Origin of the sequence: Paenarthrobacter sp. PAE-2 (genome assembly GCF_026013155.1) — a bacterium.
GTDB classification, from domain to species: Bacteria; Actinomycetota; Actinomycetes; order Actinomycetales; family Micrococcaceae; genus Arthrobacter; species Arthrobacter ureafaciens.
Window position 1 is genome coordinate 128,376 of record NZ_JAPDNV010000010.1, and the last position, 16,823, is coordinate 145,198.

At 63.5% G+C, this 16,823-nt stretch carries 20 protein-coding genes; 10 read left to right on the top strand and 10 right to left on the bottom strand.

From position 1 onward, the window contains the following. Positions 1 to 2 precede the first annotated feature (2 nt). Both OCL88_RS08940 and OCL88_RS08945 read left to right on the top strand, forming a co-directional pair. Positions 3 to 674, top strand: coding sequence for a DUF1003 domain-containing protein (locus OCL88_RS08940; protein ID WP_170828552.1), 672 nt, complete (start codon positions 3 to 5; stop codon positions 672 to 674). Between the two features lie 4 nt (positions 675 to 678). Further along, complete coding sequence (locus OCL88_RS08945) at positions 679 to 1,806, top strand: Mrp/NBP35 family ATP-binding protein (RefSeq protein ID WP_243541120.1); 1,128 nt, start codon at positions 679 to 681, stop codon at positions 1,804 to 1,806. A gap of 19 nt (positions 1,807 to 1,825) precedes the next feature. On the opposite strand, the gene OCL88_RS08950 is transcribed toward OCL88_RS08945, so the two are convergent. The 3 genes from OCL88_RS08950 to sigE are packed head-to-tail and all read right to left on the bottom strand — an operon-like array spanning position 1,826 to position 3,807. Further along, positions 1,826 to 2,236, bottom strand: coding sequence for a hypothetical protein (locus OCL88_RS08950; protein WP_062097345.1), 411 nt, complete (start codon positions 2,234 to 2,236; stop codon positions 1,826 to 1,828). A 31-nt stretch (positions 2,237 to 2,267) separates the two neighbouring features. Continuing rightward, positions 2,268 to 3,176, bottom strand: a complete 909-nt coding sequence (locus OCL88_RS08955; protein ID WP_243541121.1) for a hypothetical protein — start codon at positions 3,174 to 3,176, stop codon at positions 2,268 to 2,270. 7 nt (positions 3,177 to 3,183) lie between these two features. Beyond that, complete coding sequence (gene sigE, locus OCL88_RS08960) at positions 3,184 to 3,807, bottom strand: RNA polymerase sigma factor SigE (RefSeq protein ID WP_031216324.1); 624 nt, start codon at positions 3,805 to 3,807, stop codon at positions 3,184 to 3,186. Positions 3,808 to 4,054: 247 nt separating this feature from the next. On the opposite strand from sigE, the gene OCL88_RS08965 reads away from it, so the two are divergent. Continuing rightward, positions 4,055 to 4,687, top strand: coding sequence for an O-methyltransferase (locus OCL88_RS08965; protein ID WP_062097349.1), 633 nt, complete (start codon positions 4,055 to 4,057; stop codon positions 4,685 to 4,687). 101 nt (positions 4,688 to 4,788) lie between these two features. On the opposite strand, the gene OCL88_RS08970 is transcribed toward OCL88_RS08965, so the two are convergent. From OCL88_RS08970 to OCL88_RS08985, 4 genes are all read right to left on the bottom strand, one after another. Continuing rightward, positions 4,789 to 4,956: a DUF3117 domain-containing protein gene (locus tag OCL88_RS08970; RefSeq protein WP_069695244.1), complete on the bottom strand. Its 168-nt coding sequence runs from the start codon at positions 4,954 to 4,956 to the stop codon at positions 4,789 to 4,791. Between the two features lie 182 nt (positions 4,957 to 5,138). After that, positions 5,139 to 6,317 carry a hypothetical protein gene (locus OCL88_RS08975; RefSeq protein WP_264962269.1) on the bottom strand — a complete coding sequence of 393 codons (1,179 nt, stop codon included), beginning with the start codon at positions 6,315 to 6,317 and terminating at the stop codon, positions 5,139 to 5,141. Positions 6,318 to 6,412: 95 nt separating this feature from the next. Beyond that, positions 6,413 to 6,745 carry a DivIVA domain-containing protein gene (locus tag OCL88_RS08980; RefSeq protein ID WP_227471557.1) on the bottom strand — a complete coding sequence of 111 codons (333 nt, stop codon included), beginning with the start codon at positions 6,743 to 6,745 and terminating at the stop codon, positions 6,413 to 6,415. Between the two features lie 26 nt (positions 6,746 to 6,771). Beyond that, complete coding sequence (locus OCL88_RS08985) at positions 6,772 to 7,605, bottom strand: TIGR00730 family Rossman fold protein (RefSeq protein ID WP_021471778.1); 834 nt, start codon at positions 7,603 to 7,605, stop codon at positions 6,772 to 6,774. A gap of 163 nt (positions 7,606 to 7,768) precedes the next feature. Between OCL88_RS08985 and OCL88_RS08990 the strand changes: the two genes are divergently transcribed. From OCL88_RS08990 to OCL88_RS09005, 4 genes are all read left to right on the top strand, one after another. Then, positions 7,769 to 8,524: an amino acid ABC transporter ATP-binding protein gene (locus tag OCL88_RS08990; protein WP_031216321.1), complete on the top strand. Its 756-nt coding sequence runs from the start codon at positions 7,769 to 7,771 to the stop codon at positions 8,522 to 8,524. A 76-nt stretch (positions 8,525 to 8,600) separates the two neighbouring features. Further along, positions 8,601 to 9,479: a glutamate ABC transporter substrate-binding protein gene (locus OCL88_RS08995; protein WP_069695198.1), complete on the top strand. Its 879-nt coding sequence runs from the start codon at positions 8,601 to 8,603 to the stop codon at positions 9,477 to 9,479. 96 nt (positions 9,480 to 9,575) lie between these two features. Then, positions 9,576 to 10,226, top strand: coding sequence for an amino acid ABC transporter permease (locus OCL88_RS09000; protein ID WP_021471775.1), 651 nt, complete (start codon positions 9,576 to 9,578; stop codon positions 10,224 to 10,226). Further along, positions 10,223 to 11,071, top strand: coding sequence for an amino acid ABC transporter permease (locus tag OCL88_RS09005; RefSeq protein WP_166183446.1), 849 nt, complete (start codon positions 10,223 to 10,225; stop codon positions 11,069 to 11,071). The genes OCL88_RS09000 and OCL88_RS09005 overlap by 4 nt, the downstream gene beginning before the upstream one ends. An 82-nt stretch (positions 11,072 to 11,153) precedes the next feature. Here OCL88_RS09005 and dapE read toward each other — a convergent pair whose 3' ends face one another. Next, complete coding sequence (gene dapE / locus OCL88_RS09010; RefSeq protein WP_201433457.1) at positions 11,154 to 12,278, bottom strand: succinyl-diaminopimelate desuccinylase; 1,125 nt, start codon at positions 12,276 to 12,278, stop codon at positions 11,154 to 11,156. A gap of 106 nt (positions 12,279 to 12,384) precedes the next feature. Between dapE and dapD the strand changes: the two genes are divergently transcribed. Both dapD and OCL88_RS09020 read left to right on the top strand, forming a co-directional pair. Further along, complete coding sequence (dapD, locus tag OCL88_RS09015) at positions 12,385 to 13,410, top strand: 2,3,4,5-tetrahydropyridine-2,6-dicarboxylate N-succinyltransferase (RefSeq protein WP_069695200.1); 1,026 nt, start codon at positions 12,385 to 12,387, stop codon at positions 13,408 to 13,410. Between the two features lie 40 nt (positions 13,411 to 13,450). Beyond that, positions 13,451 to 14,266 carry a hypothetical protein gene (locus OCL88_RS09020; RefSeq protein WP_413775456.1) on the top strand — a complete coding sequence of 272 codons (816 nt, stop codon included), beginning with the start codon at positions 13,451 to 13,453 and terminating at the stop codon, positions 14,264 to 14,266. Positions 14,267 to 14,288: 22 nt separating this feature from the next. Here the strand turns inward: OCL88_RS09020 and OCL88_RS09025 are convergent, their stop codons facing one another. Then, the gene (locus OCL88_RS09025) at positions 14,289 to 14,900 is read right to left on the bottom strand and encodes a hypothetical protein (RefSeq protein WP_031216320.1); all 612 of its coding nucleotides are present in this window, start codon (positions 14,898 to 14,900) and stop codon (positions 14,289 to 14,291) included. 92 nt (positions 14,901 to 14,992) lie between these two features. Further along, positions 14,993 to 15,613, bottom strand: coding sequence for a TetR/AcrR family transcriptional regulator (locus OCL88_RS09030; protein ID WP_264962263.1), 621 nt, complete (start codon positions 15,611 to 15,613; stop codon positions 14,993 to 14,995). 80 nt (positions 15,614 to 15,693) lie between these two features. Between OCL88_RS09030 and galE the strand changes: the two genes are divergently transcribed. Further along, on the top strand, positions 15,694 to 16,731 hold the full coding sequence (galE, locus tag OCL88_RS09035) for a UDP-glucose 4-epimerase GalE (RefSeq protein ID WP_021471768.1): 1,038 nt from the start codon (positions 15,694 to 15,696) through the stop codon (positions 16,729 to 16,731). Positions 16,732 to 16,823: the final 92 nt, after the last annotated feature.

Below are 16,823 nucleotides of genomic sequence, written 5' to 3' on the forward strand. Positions count from 1 at the left end.
GGATGGCAAGCAGCCTCGACACTCCGCTCAGCGGCAGGAAACGCATCCTCCCCAAGTTCTCCCCCAACCCGGACGCGTTCGGGATCGCGACGGAGGGCTTTGCCCGCTTCATGGGCACGCCGCAGTTCCTTCTGTACATGACCATCTTCTGTGTCTTCTGGCTGGCGTGGAACACCTTCGCGCCCACTGAATGGCAGTTCGACCGGGTGGAACTGGGCTTCACGCTCCTGACGCTCATGCTGTCCCTCCAAGCTTCCTACGCCGCTCCGCTCCTGCTCCTTGCCCAGAACCGGCAGGACGACCGGGACCGCGTGTCCCTCCAGCAGGACCGCCAGCGGGCCGAACGGAACCTCTCCGACACCGAGTACCTCACCCGGGAACTGGCCTCACTGCGCATCGCCCTGCGCGAAGTGGCTACCCGCGATTACGTCCGCGCGGAGCTGCGCAGCCTCTTGGAGGACATCATCGATGCCCAGGAGGAACTCCGGGACGGCGAGGCAGCATCGGAGGAGGGCGAATCGGCAAGCGAACGGGTGAAGGAAAAGCTGAAGGAAAAGCGGGACAAGTCCCGTGGTCCGCGCACGCAGCAGCTGCCCAAGGTCCGGCCCCGGCGGAATGCTCCGTCGCAGTCCAGCCCCAAACCATCGACATCCGATCCCGAAAGCCGAGCCTGACCCCATGAGCACCCCCGCCACTGAGGCGCTGCAAGCTGCCCTGGCGACCGTCATCGACCCTGAGCTGCGGCGCCCCATCACGGAACTGGGCATGGTGGAGTCGGTAGCAGCCGGTGATGACGGCACCGTTCAGCTTGTTGTCCTCTTGACCATTGCGGGATGCCCGCTCCGCGAGACGATCACGTCAGATGCCACGGCGGCGTTGTCACAGGTTCCCGGGGTTAAGGCCGTGGACGTGGAGCTGAAGGTCATGACGCCGGAACAGCGCGACGCCCTCAAGGAACAGCTCCGGGGTCCCGGCGGCCAGCGCGGTATCCCCTTCACCAAGCCCGAATCGCTGACGAAGGTCTACGCCGTGGCCAGCGGAAAGGGCGGCGTTGGCAAGTCCTCTGTCACTGTGAACCTTGCCAGTGCCTTGGCGGCCCAAGGCCTGCGCGTGGGCATCGTGGACGCGGACGTCCATGGGTTCTCCGTCCCGGCGCTCATGGGCATCACGCAGAAACCCACCCAAGTGGACGACATGATTCTTCCCCCGGTGGCCTACGGCGTGAAAGTCATCTCCATTGGGATGTTCGTCGCCGGCAACCAGCCCGTTGCCTGGCGGGGTCCCATGCTGCACCGCGCTTTGGAGCAGTTCCTCACGGACGTTTATTTTGGGGACCTGGATGCGCTCTTCCTGGATCTGCCGCCGGGCACCGGAGACATTGCCATTTCCGTGGCGCAACTCTTGCCCAACGCCGAGATCCTGGTGGTCACCACGCCCCAGGCTGCCGCCGCGGACGTGGCCGAACGAGCCGGGACCATCGCCACCCAGACCGGACAGAAAGTGGCCGGCGTCATCGAGAACATGTCCTTCCTGGAAATGCCCGACGGCGGCCGGATGGAATTGTTCGGAAGCGGCGGCGGGGAGGTCCTCGCCGAGCGGCTCAGCAGCGCTGTGGGGGCGGAAGTTCCCCTGCTGGGACAGATACCTTTGGACATCGAACTGCGTGAGGGCGGGGATGCCGGCAAGCCCGTGGTCCTGTCCATGCGGGAGACCGCTGCGGGCCAGGCCATGAAGGCTATCGCCGCAAAGCTGGCCACCCGGCCACGGGGATTGGCGGGGATGCCCCTGGGGATCCAGCCCCGGTAGCAGCGGGAGCTTCCTGTTCCTAGGTAGCCTCGGTGTCGAACGGAGCAGGTTCGCCGGGAGCGAGGCGTTCGATCACGCGTGAAGGAGCCTGGGCCCTCGCAGGTGCTGCCGAAGCAACGGTCGCAGCAGCTGCGGCAGCTCCGGCCGCGGGGGCTCCGGCGCTGACCGGTTTAGTGTCGTCCTCAAAGAGGGCATCCTTGATGATGCGCCGGGGATCGTACTGGCGGGGATCGTATTTCTTCCAGTCGACGTCATCGATGTCGATGCCGACTTCTTCTTTGATCTGTTCCCGGGCACCGGACGCCATCCGGCGTACTTCCTTGACCAGGTTGGCGAGCTTCTGCGTGTATTCGGGCAAACGGCTCGGTCCGATGATGAGTACGCCGATGATCAAGAGGACTATGAACTCCGGGCCGTTGATTCCAAACACGTTACGAAGATTACCCTGTCTGTGAACCCGCTCATAAACCAGCGGGATGAATGAGGGTGCGCAACCCCCGGAGCAGCCGTTCGAACCAGGTTTCGGAGGTTCCGCCGGCTGCTTGGTGGGCCATCGAGTCGGCGGCGCGGACCAGTTCAGGAACGGCGTCGTCTGCTTTCTCCGCAGGCAAGTCGGACGAGTAGCTCAGCACGGCGGCCGACGTGCGGTACACGGCTTTCCATGGGTTGCCCTGGCTGAGTGACAATTGCGCGGAAGTGGCGCCTGCAGCAGCCGACGCGTTCGGGACCGGCAAGTGCTCTTCCATGACCGTCGCGTGATGGGTCCCGTTTTCAAGACGGATCTCCACGGCAGGATGGCCGTTGTGCCGGGTCACCTCGGCTGAAACCACCTGAAACCCCATCCCCGACAGTTCGGGGCATGCCCAGCCTTGGGAGCGCAACGAGTCCAGCTCGGACGGACCGAGGACGCGGCCCGACTCCGGGACCGGATTGGACGTGGCCCGTTCCGTGGGGCCTCCGAGCATCGCTGCCATCGACGACGCGCCGGCGTTACGGACCGCTCCGGCATCGTAAACCGCGTCTCCAGCCACGGTGTAGGCGGCCAGGGCCAAGGCGCCGGCGCTCACGGCAAGAGTCCCGGCAGCTATTCCGGCGGTCCTGATGCTGCGCCGTGAAGTGCGCCTTACGAGCGGGTCGGCGGTGGCGGTTTGGTCCGCAAGCAACTGGGTCTGCTGGAGCAGCCGCCGGGTCAGGTCAGGGCTGGCTTCGGGGACCGCCGCACCGCGAAGGCGCTCCAGATACTGCCGCTCACGGTGCATTGCGGACCGGCACTCAGGACACAGCTCAACGTGCTCCGGATGACGCGTGTGGCGCAGGCCGCCCGCTTTGGACCGGGGCGGCGGACCCGGTAGGAATTTCCGACGAGGCATTGACTTCCTAGAGAATGCCGGCGATCCGGGGCATTTTCAGACGTGGCTTGCGCGCAGCAGCCGAGCGGGGGTCGCGGTGCGCGAGCTTCTCGCGAAGCATGGTGCGGCCCCGGTGGATGCGGGAGCGGACAGTGCCCAGTTTCACGCCAAGAGCTTCTGCGACCTCGTCATAGGAAAGGCCCTCAAGATCGCAAAGAACGACGGCGGCCCGGAAGTCGGGCGGCAGTTCCTCCAGGGCGCGCTGGACGTCGAGGTCAAGATTGTTGTGCTCGTAGCTCTGCTCGGGGCCGGGTTCACGGCCGGGAAGGCGGGACTCGGCGTCCTCGGCCAAGGCATCGAAGCGGATACGGCTCTTACGCCGGGCCTGGTCCAGGAAGAGGTTGGTGGTGATGCGGTGCAACCAGCCATCGAGGGTTCCGGGCTTGAAGTTCTCCAGCGAACGGAAGACGCGGACGAAGACCTCTTGGGTGAGGTCCTCGGCGTCGAACTTGTTGCCTGTCAGGCGGTACGCGAGGCGATAAACCTTGGCGGAGTGGTTGGCAACCACTTCCTCCCAGCTGGGCATGACCCAGTCAGTCGCAGCCTCGTGGCTCTCCGATATTTGGACTGGCGCAGCATTCGATGCCGGCATCGTCCACTCCCCTCAAACTGTGGTTCACCTATTTCGGTGCCGGCCGCCGCGTGGATGACCGGACCAATATCATCCCAAGAATTTCTGGGAATTTCCTGACTGCAGCAGCTTTTTCCCGGACGGCATACCACCGGTTCCGCCGGTGCCGTAGAGAACACACGCAGGCACGGGGCCGAACGCCGGAGTAGCGTGCGCGAACACAGTAGTCTGGAGGGTAAATCCCCTACACGCGGAAAGCGAACCCTTCATGAGCGCCGACAAGTCAACCAGCTGGTCCTACGCAGAGAACCTGCCTGCTGAGGACGAGGTTTTGTTGCGCGCCCGCGAGCGGTCCTTCGAACTCGGTGTGACCCCCGTCAGCCAAGGCGTGGGCGCGGTCCTGACCGTTCTGGCGGCCGCTTCCAAAGCCCAGACCGTGGTGGAAGTCGGTGCAGGAGCCGGCGTTTCCGGTGTCTGCCTGTTGCGCGGCTTGGGACGCCAAGCCGTACTAACCACCATCGACCTGGATGTCGAACACCTCAAGGCGGCCCGGCAGGCGTATCTGGAGTCAGGCTCCCCGGCGAACCGGATCCGCACCATCTCCGGGCGGGCGGCAGACGTATTGCCCCGCCTGACGGACAATGCCTATGACCTGGTTTTTATTGACGCAGACAAAGCAAACTTCCCTAAATACGTCGAGCAAGGAATACGGTTGCTCAAATCCAAGGGAACGCTTGTAGTCAATGATGCCTTGGATAAGGACCGGGTCTCCAATCCCGCAGCCCGCGATGCCACCACCACGGTTCTCCGGCAGGTAGGTAAAAGCATTCGCGAGGACGACCGCCTGGTTTCGGCAATGCTGCCCACCGGAGACGGCCTGCTGGTAGCGGTCAAAAAATAGGAATTTCTTTTAGGCAATGAATAAAAGACCTCGGATCCCGGTCCGGGCCTTAAACCCAAAAGCAGCGCCCGGTGACGGCCGGACGCTGCTCCTAAACGTTTCTATTCGGTGACGCCTACCAGGCACTCCTTGAGGTTTTGGGCCTCTGCGGCATTCAGCTCCACCACCAACCGCCCGCCACCTTCAAGCGGCACGCGCATAATCAAGCTGCGGCCCTCTTTGGTCACTTCCATAGGGCCGTCGCCAGTACGTGGTTTCATAGCCGCCATTAGGAAAATCCCCTCCATTTGTCCCAAGTCACGCCCAACCCGGCCGGGCTGGATCCGCGTCGCAATTGCAGCCGGCGGCAACGCTTGGGAGGCCGCCTTGGCCGGGCACAATATGTGCTTTTGTCCTTGCTTGTATTCCATTATCCCGTACTTACCCGCCCGTAGCGAATCAATGGAATGCCTTACGGAGGATAGTCGCCGCCGCCGGGCAATTGCGCCCATGCCCACAGCCACACCACCCAGACGATTTGGAGGAGGAGGAACATGAGCACCACGGCGCCCCTGTATGCCTTCGATCTGGAGAGCAGGGCAGCGCCAAGCGCCAACGGAAAGAGCGGCAGGAGCATCCTGAATGTACTGGTCTGCGGGTGGAGGAAAACCAGCAAGTAGCCCATGTAAGCGGCGCACCACAACCTCAGTTCGGTCCCCAGGGCACGGACCGGCTTTGAAATCATCACAAGGACGAACAGTCCGGCGAAGACGAAGGGGGCCAAGACGCCGAGGACGGGCCCGAACAACATTCGCCCGGCATCGAACCAAGGCTTAAAAGGAACCAGGTCGTCCCCTCGCCATGCCGTCTCCGTGCGCGTGTAGGCGGTCGGGTCCCCGGTGACAGCCCACGCGATAACGGGCCAGGCCAATGCGCCGGCGCCAGTAGTCACCACCAGCGCTGCCAGGGACAACAGCTTCGGTGTGGCGACGGCGTCGCTCACCTCACGGGCGGGGCCGAAGCGCCGCCAGAGGTGCCATACCAGGAGGAGGCCCACCATCGCAGCGAACGGAACGCCGGTTGGTCGGGAAAAACACATCAACAGCACCACAGGAACAGCGGCAAGGTAGTGACGCCGTACCACCAGGAGCAACGATGACGCCAGCAGCAGGAGATTGAGGGACTCAGCGTACGGAACTTGGAGAATGGGCGAGACCGGGAAGGTCGAAACAAAGACGACGCCCCACATCGCAGTGCGTCGACCGGTCACTTCCCGGAAGAGCTTGAAGATCACCAGGGCGGCACCCAATCCGGCCACCATGGCGATCGCCGTCAAGGACTGGAGCGTCCCGAGCCCGGTTATCGCGCTCAGGCCCCTGCCCAGGAAGGGGAAGAGCGCGTAAAAGGCCCAGGCGTTTTCTTTGACGACGCCGTTTTGGTCGACGGGCAAGGTGGCCGGATAGCCATCCTCCGCCGCCCGTTGGTACCAGCGTCCGTCCCAAATGGTGATGAAGTTCCAGTAGTCAGGGGCCGGGGGAAACCACGGGTTGGTTCCCTGATGGATGGCTGCTGCCATGAAGATGGCGGCACTGACGAGCCGCGCGGCGACGAAAACCAGGGAAACCTGGAGCCACCAAGGCCACGCCGCCATCGCGGCTCCTGCCCGGACAACTGCGCCTGCGAGGTGCTTCGTTGCTCCCTCCGTGGCCGCCGGGGTTCCGGCTGCCCGGGAGGGAACCTGGTTGTTCACTGCGTGGCCCTCAGGTTTTCGCCACCCTCGGCCTGCGACTTCAGCTGATCCCGCAGCCGCTCAATTTCGCGGTCCTTTGCCAGCAACTGGTCCCTTAGTTGGTCCAGGACCTGGTCTACCTGGTCCATCCGGTATCCGCGAAGGCCGAGCCCAAAACGAACGTTGTCCACGTCGGCTGCGCCCGCTTGCTCCGGCAGGAGGACTGGCGGCAGGTTGGGGGTTGGTTCGTCCAAGCCGGCTCCCATCGAGCGGCCCCGGACGATTCCGGCTCCGAAATACAGACCTGCCCCGACGAGGACGATCGCGAAAAATACCAGAAAAGAGCTCACAGCACCATCGTGCCAGAAGCAGTTGCCTACTCCGGGCGTTGCTCCCCCGTCGGCGTGGGCAGGGGTTCGCCGTGAAGCACACGGTGTACCGCGTCTGCGGGGTCATCCACCAACTGGATCAGGTCAAGGTCCTTTTCCGACACCATGCCCTCGGCCACCAGCGTGTCACGGATCCACTCGATCATCGGGCCCCAGAACCGGACGCCCAGAAGGACGATCGGGAATGATGTCACTTTGCGCGTCTGGACCAGCACCATGGCCTCGAACAGCTCATCGAGGGTTCCCAGGCCGCCCGGAAGCACTACGAAGCCTTGGGCGTACTTGACGAACATCGTCTTCCGGGCGAAAAAGTACCTGAAGTTGATGCCGAGGTCCACCCAGGGATTCAGCCCCTGTTCGAACGGCAGCTCGATCCCCAAACCGACGGAAACGCCGTTGCCCTCCACGGCTCCTTTGTTGGCAGCTTCCATGGAGCCCGGGCCACCGCCCGTGATGACGGCTACGCCGGCTTCGGCCAGCTTGCGTCCCACGTCCACTGCCATCTCATAGAACTCTGTGCCCGGCTTGGTGCGGGCGGAACCAAAGACACTGACAGCGGGCCCGATGTCGGCCAAAGCCCCAAAGCCCTCTACGAACTCGCTTTGGATGCGCAGTACCCGCCAAGGGTCGGTATGGATGAACTGTCCGGCGCCGCTTGTATCCAGCAGGTGCTGGTCCGACATTCCGGTATCTGCCTGTTTACGCCGCAGCTCCAGGGGGCCTTTATGCTTGGCCGGCGCTGCCGCGGAAGGAAGCGCCGCGTTGCTCCCCCCTCGGCCGTTGGCGTCGGGGTTGGGAACTGGATGCTGGCTGATACTCATTGCCCAAGGCTAACGCCTAGGAATGCGAGTATCCGCACTTGGCGCACAAGCTCGCATTGCAGTCTCATATCCGGCTGAAAAACAGGTTTCTGTTCAGTCACGATCTCAAAGAAGTTGCCGTGATCGTGGTCATAATTGCTGCGTAGTTCGCTAGATTCAAGCTATGACTACTCAAGTGCCCGGCGATGCGCTCGTCTCCCTGAACAGCGTCAACAAGCATTACGGTCAATTGCACGTCCTCAAAGACATCAACCTTCAGGTCAAGAAGGGTGAAGTTGTAGTGGTCATCGGACCCTCCGGCTCCGGTAAGTCCACGTTGTGCCGTGCCATCAACCGTTTGGAAACGATCGACGACGGCGAGATCTCGATCGACGGAAAGAAGCTCCCCGAAGAGGGCAAGGAACTGGCCCACCTCCGTGCCGACGTCGGCATGGTCTTCCAGTCCTTCAACCTCTTCGCCCACAAGACGATCCTCGAGAACGTCACGCTGGGTCCCATCAAAGTCAAGGGCGTCGCGAAGGGTACGGCCGAGCGCGAAGCCATGGCCCTCCTGGAGCGCGTCGGCGTCGGGCATCAGGCACCGAAGCTTCCTGCGCAGCTCTCCGGCGGCCAGCAGCAGCGTGTGGCCATCGCCCGGGCCCTGGCGATGAAGCCCAAAGTGATGCTCTTCGATGAGCCCACCTCCGCGCTCGATCCGGAAATGATCAACGAGGTCCTCGATGTCATGATCCAGTTGGCCAAGGAAGGCATGACGATGATCGTGGTCACCCACGAGATGGGCTTCGCGCGCAAGGCAGCCGACCGCGTTGTGTTCATGGCGGACGGACAGATCGTCGAAGACGCCAAGCCTGAGGAATTCTTCACGAACCCGCAGAGCAACCGGGCCAAGGACTTCCTGTCCAAACTCCTGACCCACTAGCTCCTGAAGGCCTTCACCCTGGCCACCAGGAATCGCACCCCCGGCCGTACACCGGCCATCCACTGAAAGGAACGTCATGAAGTCTCTGATTACCCGGAGGAAGTCACTCCTGGTTGCCGCATCGGCTGCGCTTGCCCTCTCGCTGAGCGCCTGCGGTGGCGGCGGGAGCTCGACGACTCCCCCCGTAGCGTCTGCGAGCTTCGAAGCAGGCACCACCATGGAGAAGCTCAACAAGGCACAGAAGATCACCATCGGTACCAAGTTCGACCAGCCGCTCTTCGGCCAGAAGGGCCTTGACGGCAAGCCGGTCGGTTTCGACGTTGAAATCGGCAAGGCAATCGCCGCCAAGCTGGGCATCCCGGCAGACAAGATCGAATGGGTCGAGACCGTTTCGCAGAACCGCGAATCGTTCATCGAGCAGGGCCGCGTTGACCTGGTCATCGCCACGTACACCATCAACGACGCCCGCAAGGAAAAGGTCTCCTTCGCTGGCCCGTACTACGAAGCCGGCCAGGCACTGCTGGTCAACAAGGACGACAACTCCATCACCAAGCCGGAGGACGTCAAGGGCAAGAAGGTCTGCTCCGTCACTGGTTCCACCCCTGCCAAGACCATCGCCGAAAAGTACGGTGCTGAAGTTGTTCCGGCCGCTACCTACACCGCTTGCCTGGAGCCGCTGCGCAACAAGCAGGTTGTCGCCGTGACCACGGACAACGTGATCCTGGCCGGTTACGTGGACAAGGAACCGGATGCCTTCAAGCTCGCCTCGGATGAAACCTTCACCAAGGAGCCTTACGGAATCGGCCTGAAGAAGGACGACACGGTCTTCCGCAACTGGATCAACGACCAGCTTGAAGCCATCCAGAAGGACGGCGACTACAAGAAGGCTTGGGAAGCTACGGCAGGCAAGGTCATCAAGACCGCACCTGAGCTTCCGGCCGTCGACCGCTACTAGCAGTCAGTCCAGCAGCTGCCGCCGTCCCTTCCCCGGGACGGCGGCAGTTCCTGAACCAGGACCCTGTTCCGTGATCAGCTGCAGCAAAAGGAAGCCATGGACGCCGTCATAGCAAGCCTCCCCCAATACTGGGACGGATTTCTCCGCACCCTCTACCTCTCCGTCATCTCAGGAATCATCGCCCTCGTCGTAGGAACCATCCTCGCGGCCATGAGGGTCTCGCCCGTTGCTGCGCTCCGCGGCTTCAGCATGTTCTATGTGGAAGTCGCCCGGAACACGCCACTGACGATCATCTTCTTCTTCTCCGCAATCGTCCTCCCCAGGCTGGGAGTGAAGTTCGACCAATTCGAAGTCGCCGCCATCATCGCACTGAGCAGCTACACGGCCGCCTTCATCGCCGAAGCCGTCCGTTCCGGCGTTAACAGCGTCCCGGTGGGACAGGCAGAAGCAGCCCGAAGCGTCGGCATGACCTTCACCCAGGTTTTGGGCTTCATCGTCCTGCCCCAGGCTGTCCGCACCGTGGTTCCGCCCTTGATCAATATCCTGATCGCCTTGGTCAAGAACTCTTCGGTTGCCGGCGCCTTCTTCGTCCTCGAGTTGTTCGGCTACGGCCGCCAGCTCTCCAATGACTACGGCAACCAGGTCCTTTGGATCCTGCTCGGGGTGGCGTTCTTCTACCTCCTCATCACGGTTCCGTTGGGTCTCCTGGCGCACTTTGTTGAACGAAAGGTGGCGATTGCCCGATGACCTCGGTCCTCTACGACGTCCCGGGGCCCAAGGCCCGCCTCTACTCGCTCATCGGTTCGGCGGCCGGGATCGTCCTGATCCTTGGCGTGCTGGCCATCGCCGTCATCACGCTTGCGCAGCAGGGCATTTTCGACGCCGACCGCTGGGAAATCTTCTACGGTCCCATGGCGCCGGATGTCTGGAACCTGATCGGCCAGGGCATCATCTCCACACTGACCGCGGCGGCCGTGGCAGCGATCATTGCCTTTCCGTTGGGAATTGCGCTCTGCCTCCTGAGAATCTCGTTGATCCCGTGGGTTCGGATTCCGACGCAGGTGGTCCTCGAGTTCCTCCGCGGCATGCCGGTTGTCCTCATGATGTTGTTCGTCCTGCTGGTGTTCGCCACCGGACAGTTCCAAGCGGTGGTTGTGGGCCTGGTGCTTTACAACGCCGCCATCTTCGCCGAGATCCTGCGTGCAGGCATCCAGTCGCTGCCCAAGGGCCAACGTGAAGCCGGCCTGGCCATCGGCCTGCGCAGCTTCCAGTCGCGCATGATCATCGAATTCCCGCAGGCTGTACGCCGCATGCTGCCGTCCTTGGTGGCGCAGCTCGTCGTGCTCCTGAAGGACACGTCGCTCGGCTACATCGTGGGCTACGAGGAACTGCTCCGGAAGATCCAGATCATGGCTGACTTCCTGGGTCCGGACTTCCTGTTCCCCGCCTTCTTCGTGGGCGCTGCGATCTACATCCTGATCAACCTCACGGTCTCCCGGATCGCGATCTGGATCGAACGCCGCGGCTCCAAGAAGGCCGCGGGCGGCACAGCCCGCGCCAACGCGGCCGGAGCCGTACCAACCGCCAAGTAGTCGTAAAGCCCGACTATGCGCCAAACGGGGCGGGACCGGTGATGTTCACCGATCCCGCCCCTTCTGCATTGCCGGCAAGGGACTACTGACCCAGCCACGTCCTCAGGGCGCGCAGGCACTCACGGATGGCATCGGCGTCGACGTGTTCATTGTCCTTGTGCGCCAGCAGCGGGTCCCCGGGTCCGAAGTTCACCGCCGGGATGCCCAACTCACTGAAGCGCGCGACGTCGGTCCAGCCGTATTTGGGCTTCGGCTCGGCTCCCACTGCGGCCACGAAGGACGCTGCGGCGGGGTGGTTCAGGCCGGGACGCGCACCGGCTGCGGCGTCGGTACGGACGACCTCGAAGCCTTCCAGCAGTTCCCGCACGTGGGCTTCGGCTTCATCCGGAGTCTTGTCCGGCGCAAAACGGTAGTTGATCTCCACCACGCAGCGGTCCGGGATGACGTTTCCGGCCGTTCCGCCGTTGATCTTCACGGCGTTGAGGCTTTCCCGATAGTCGAGGCCGTCCACGTTGATGGTGCGCGGTTCGTAGGCTGCCAGCCGGGCAAGGATGGGAGCTGCCGCATGGATGGCATTGCTGCCCATCCACGCGCGGGCTGAATGCGCCGTTTCTCCCAGCGTGGTTGCTTCGAAGCGGCTGGTGCCGTTGCAGCCGCCCTCCACTGTGCCGTGGGTGGGTTCCAGGAGGATGGCGAAATCACCGTCCAGCAGATCGCCGTGGTTCCGTACCAACCGGCCAAGGCCGCTCTTGACGGCCTCCACTTCCTCGTGGTCGTAGAAAACAAACGTCACGTCCCGGTCAGGTTCCCGGCCGCCGTCGAACAGTGTTGCCGCCAAGGCGAGCTGCACGGCAACCCCGCCCTTCATATCCGTGGTGCCGCGGCCGAAGAGTACGCCCTCGCCGGGGACCCCCGACTCCCAGGTAGCAGGTACGGTTCCCAGCGAACCGGGGACAGTGGGCAGAGGGACGGTGTCCAAGTGGCCAGCGAGGATGACGCGCTCCGGGCGGCCCAGCTCCGTTCGGGCAATGATGGCGTCGCCGTCGCGCACCACGGTGTACTGGGGCAGGGCGCGCAGGGCGGCTTCCACCGCATCGGCCAGTTCGGTCTCGTTGCCGGAGACGCTGTTGATATCAATAATGGCCGAAGTCAGTAAAGCGACGTCCTGGCGCAGGTCGAGGAGGGCAGGTGCGGAGTTCAGGGTCACCCCTCCACCTTAACTGCTCGGCGCCGCGCAGCAGGGACAGCGAATACGACTCCAGTCCTTGGAACGGGTTTCAGCCGCACCGCGCCCGGTAGCTAAACTTGGGGCCATGACTGAAACTGCTTCTTCCGCTGTGCCCGTAACCGCGTCCGTTAGCGACCGATCAGCTTACGGATTCGGCCTCGCCACGATCGCTACCTCGGCCTCCGGGGAAGCAACCGTACTGGATGTCTGGTACCCCTCCCCCGCGTTGGGCGTGGCAGCCGACACCCTGAGGGACGTCGACAACGCCGACCCTGCACTGACTGCCCTCGCCGAGGACGGCAAGGACGCCGACCGCGGCACCGAGCAGAAGGTGGTGTTCGCCCAGATCGACTTGGACGCTGCCCCGGCCGACACGGCTGACGCCTACCTCCGCCTGCACCTGCTTTCACACCGCTTGGTCAAGCCGAACAGCATCAACCTGGACGGTATCTTCGGCAAGCTCCCCAACGTTGTGTGGACCAACTTCGGTCCGGCCGCCGTGGAAGGCTTCGAGCTGACGCGCGCACGCCTGCGCAAGCGTGGCAACGTGGTGGTCTACGGCGTGGACAAGTTCCCCCGCATGGTGGACTACGTCGTCCCCACCGGCGTCCGCATCGCCGACGCCGACCGCGTCCGCCTGGGTGCCCACCTTGCCGAAGGCACCACCGTAATGCACGAAGGCTTCGTTAACTTCAACGCCGGCACCCTGGGCACGTCCATGGTCGAAGGCCGTATCTCCGCTGGCGTGGTGGCCGGCGACGGCACCGACGTCGGTGGCGGCGCGTCCATCATGGGCACGCTGTCCGGCGGCGGCAAGGAGAAGATCGCCCTGGGCGAGAGGGTCCTGTTGGGCGCGAACTCGGGCGTAGGCATCAGCATCGGTGACGACTCCGTGGTGGAGGCGGGCCTCTACGTGACCGCCGGCACGCGGGTCCGCGTTCCGGGCCCTAAGGACGAGAACGGCGAGGACACCAGCCAGATCATTAAGGCCGTGGAGCTTTCCGGAGTCCCCAACCTCCTGTTCCGCCGCAACTCCACCACCGGTGGCGTCGAGGTCCTGCCACGCAAGGGCCAGACCGTGGAATTGAACGAGGCTTTGCACGCCAACTAGCAGGAGACCAACTGTGCGCCGTTTGCGCCGCATCATCATCATGGTGCTGGCCTTGGCCTTGGTGGCCGGCGCCGTTTACGCCATAGTCGCCGTGCTGCAGCGCTCCGAGACACTGGTCTCGGAGCGCTGCGTCGCTGTGGTGGGCTCAGCCAGCTTCGAACTCGCCACAGACCAAACCGCGAACACGGCGCTCATTACGGCTGTGGCCGTCCGCCGTGGCCTGCCTCCGCGCGCGGCCAGCATTGCCCTGGCAACCGCGATGCAGGAGTCACGCCTGCGGAACATCAATTACGGAGATGAGGCCGGCCCGGATTCCCGCGGCCTGTTCCAACAGAGGCCATCCCAAGGCTGGGGAACCGAAGCCCAGGTCATGGATCCCACCCATGCCGCGAATGCTTTCTATGACGGGCTGGTGAAGATTCCCGGCTACGAAAGCATGGAAATCACGCAGGCGGCGCAGGCAGTCCAGAGATCGGCCTTCCCGCGCGCGTACGCCCAGCATGAACCCATGGGCCGCGCCTTCGCTTCTGCCCTGACGGGTCATTCCGAAGCAGCGTTGGACTGCGAGTTGAGGATGCCGGAAGCGGCCGGTGACCCTGCCGCCGTCGTGGATGAACTCACGACGGCGTTCGGCACCCAAGTGGCCGGCGTCGAGGGACGGTCGGTGCGCCTTGAGGTGACGGGCCCGCAGGCGTGGGCTGTGGCCCATTGGGCCGTGGCCAATGCCAAGGCACTGTCGATTACCCAGGTTGATGCGGCCGGCCGGACCTGGAACAGGGAACAGCGCAAAGGCTGGACCGACTCTGCGGCGGCATCGGACGGTGTGACCATCACGGTGTCAGCCCCCACCACCTAGGCGACAGGTTCAGGCAGCAGGCCTAGGCAAGAAGCTCCACCACCGGCTGGACGTAGCTGCGGAACACATCCGGCTGGGACAGGAGCCTATGGCTCATGAAGATCGTGCTCGGCTCCAGGTACCAGGCCCGTGGCTCAGTCAGCGGAAGCTCGATGATGGTGAGGTCGAAGTCGCGCGAGCTCCGCCCCACTTCCAGGAGCCGGTCCTCCACCAGCTCGTTGAGGACGTTGGTGACTCCGTTGGCTTCGCGGGCCGCTTCGAGATCCGCGTATTCGTCGATCCTGTCCGTGGCCCAGGCCAGTGCAGCTCCGAAGTGCGCCTGCAACACCCTTTGTAGGGCCGGTGAGTTGCCGAAGGCCTTGAAACTGGGTGGAGTAAGCTCCTGGGCCGGTTCGGGATAGGACTTGACGAGCTTCTCCCACCACGCTTCCCATTCGGTTTTCAGCGCGCTGATGCCTCCCACATCCGAGGTGAGGTGGCTGTGGTCGGCTTGGCGGATCTTGGGAGCGGCGTGGGCCAGCATCGGCTTTCCGACGCCGTCGAGTCCGGCTACGTCCCGCAAGTACAAGGCGATGAGCATCGGCCCTGACGTGTCCATGGTGATGCGCCATCCCGGGCCGCCTGACTCATGCATCCGAATTCCTCCCTTGGACAGGGTTCCCGACATGTCCCAGTCTATTCCTGAAGGGCCCCGGGGGTAACGGCCCGGGGGCACGGCTTCCGGCGTTAGGCCCGGGCCGAAGCCACCTGAAGGGTTTGGAGGTGTGCTTCCAAAACGTCGCTGCACATGGCTGCGGTCATCCACTCAGGCTGCAACAGCGCATGCATGCATAATCCGTCCACAGTGGCCAGGAGCCGTTCCGCTTCCGTCACCAGTGCCTGCGGGTTGTCGACGTCCTGTGGACGCAACAGCACCATCAACCGGCCGATGACGGCGGCAACCGAACGGTGGCTGCGTTCGGCTTCGGGGGCCAACACCGGGGTGATCCGCGCTGCCTGCCGGAAAGCCATCCATACACAGGCGTCCACGGCCGATTCCTCATCCAAGGGCAGGAGCTGACCTAGGAGGTTCAGAACGGCATTGTGGTGTTCAGCGCCCTCACTATCCTCTACCAGTCCCAGAGCAGCTTCCAGGCGGGCAACGATCCGGTCCACTACGGAGGCGAAGGAGTACACCAGGAGTTCATCGCTGCTGGCGAAATAGTGGCGGACCGATCCGACGGCGAGCCCCGCTTCATCGGCCACCTCGCGGAGGGATGCCCTCTGCAAGCCGTCGCTGGCAATGATGCGAAATACGGCTTGGACAACTTCCTGGCGCCGGACTTCGGCATCAACAATTTTGGGCACCAGTATTTTCTAGCACGAATGTGCTTCCACCACGCTCAACACTGAGCGGCGTGGCTCCGATTTCCGATAGCGTAGACACCATGAAAATTCTTGTCACGGGCGGCACCGGCTATATCGGTTCGCACACCGTTTTGTCCCTCCAGGAAGCCGGCCACGACGTCGTCGTTCTCGACAACCTCGTGAACTCCAGCGAAGAGTCGCTGCGGCGGGTGTCTGAACTGACAGGCAAAACCGCCGCCTTCCACGAGGTGGACCTGGTGGACGAGCCGGCCGTCGAGGCGGTCTTCGGCCAGCACGACATCGACGCGGTCATCCACTTCGCGGGCCTGAAGGCAGTGGGCGAATCAGTCCAGGAGCCCTTGGCCTACTACTACAACAACATCGTGGGCACGCTGAACCTTCTCCGCGTCATGGACAAGCACAACGTCCGATCGATCGTTTTCAGCTCCTCGGCAACTGTCTATGGCGAACACAACCCGATCCCCTACATCGAGAAGATGGAGATCGGCGCCAACAATCCGTACGGCCGCACCAAGGAACAGATCGAGGACATCCTCTCCGATCTTGGCAACGCCGATGACCGCTGGCATATAGCACTGCTGCGCTATTTCAACCCGGTGGGCGCCCATCCCTCGGGCCGGATCGGCGAAGACCCGCAGGGCATCCCGAATAACCTCGTTCCGTTCATTGCCCAGGTTGCCGTAGGCCGCCGCGAGAAGCTCATGGTCTTCGGCGGCGACTACGACACCCCTGACGGCACCGCCCAGCGTGACTACATCCACGTGGTTGACCTCGCGGAGGGGCACGTGGCCGCATTGAACTACATCGCGTCCCGCCAGGGCGTCCGCCGCTGGAACCTCGGTTCGGGCAAAGGATCCTCGGTGCTGGAAGTCCTCCGCTCGTTCGAGAAAGCCGTGGGCCGGCCCATCCCCTACGAGATCACGGGACGCCGCGCAGGAGACCTACCTGCCTTCTGGGCCGACGCTTCCTCCGCTTTGGCAGACCTTGGCTGGTCCACGACCAAGACCGTGGACCAGATGTGCGAAGACCACTGGCGCTGGCAGAAGAACAACCCGTACGGATACAACGCCACCGAGCCTGCCGCGGCCCAAGCCTAGGCGGGCACCTCTTCGGTGACCAACGACGGCGGCCGCCCACCTCGCGCGAGGAAACGGATTACAGACATGTCTTGCCTCCTGGATGATTGGCC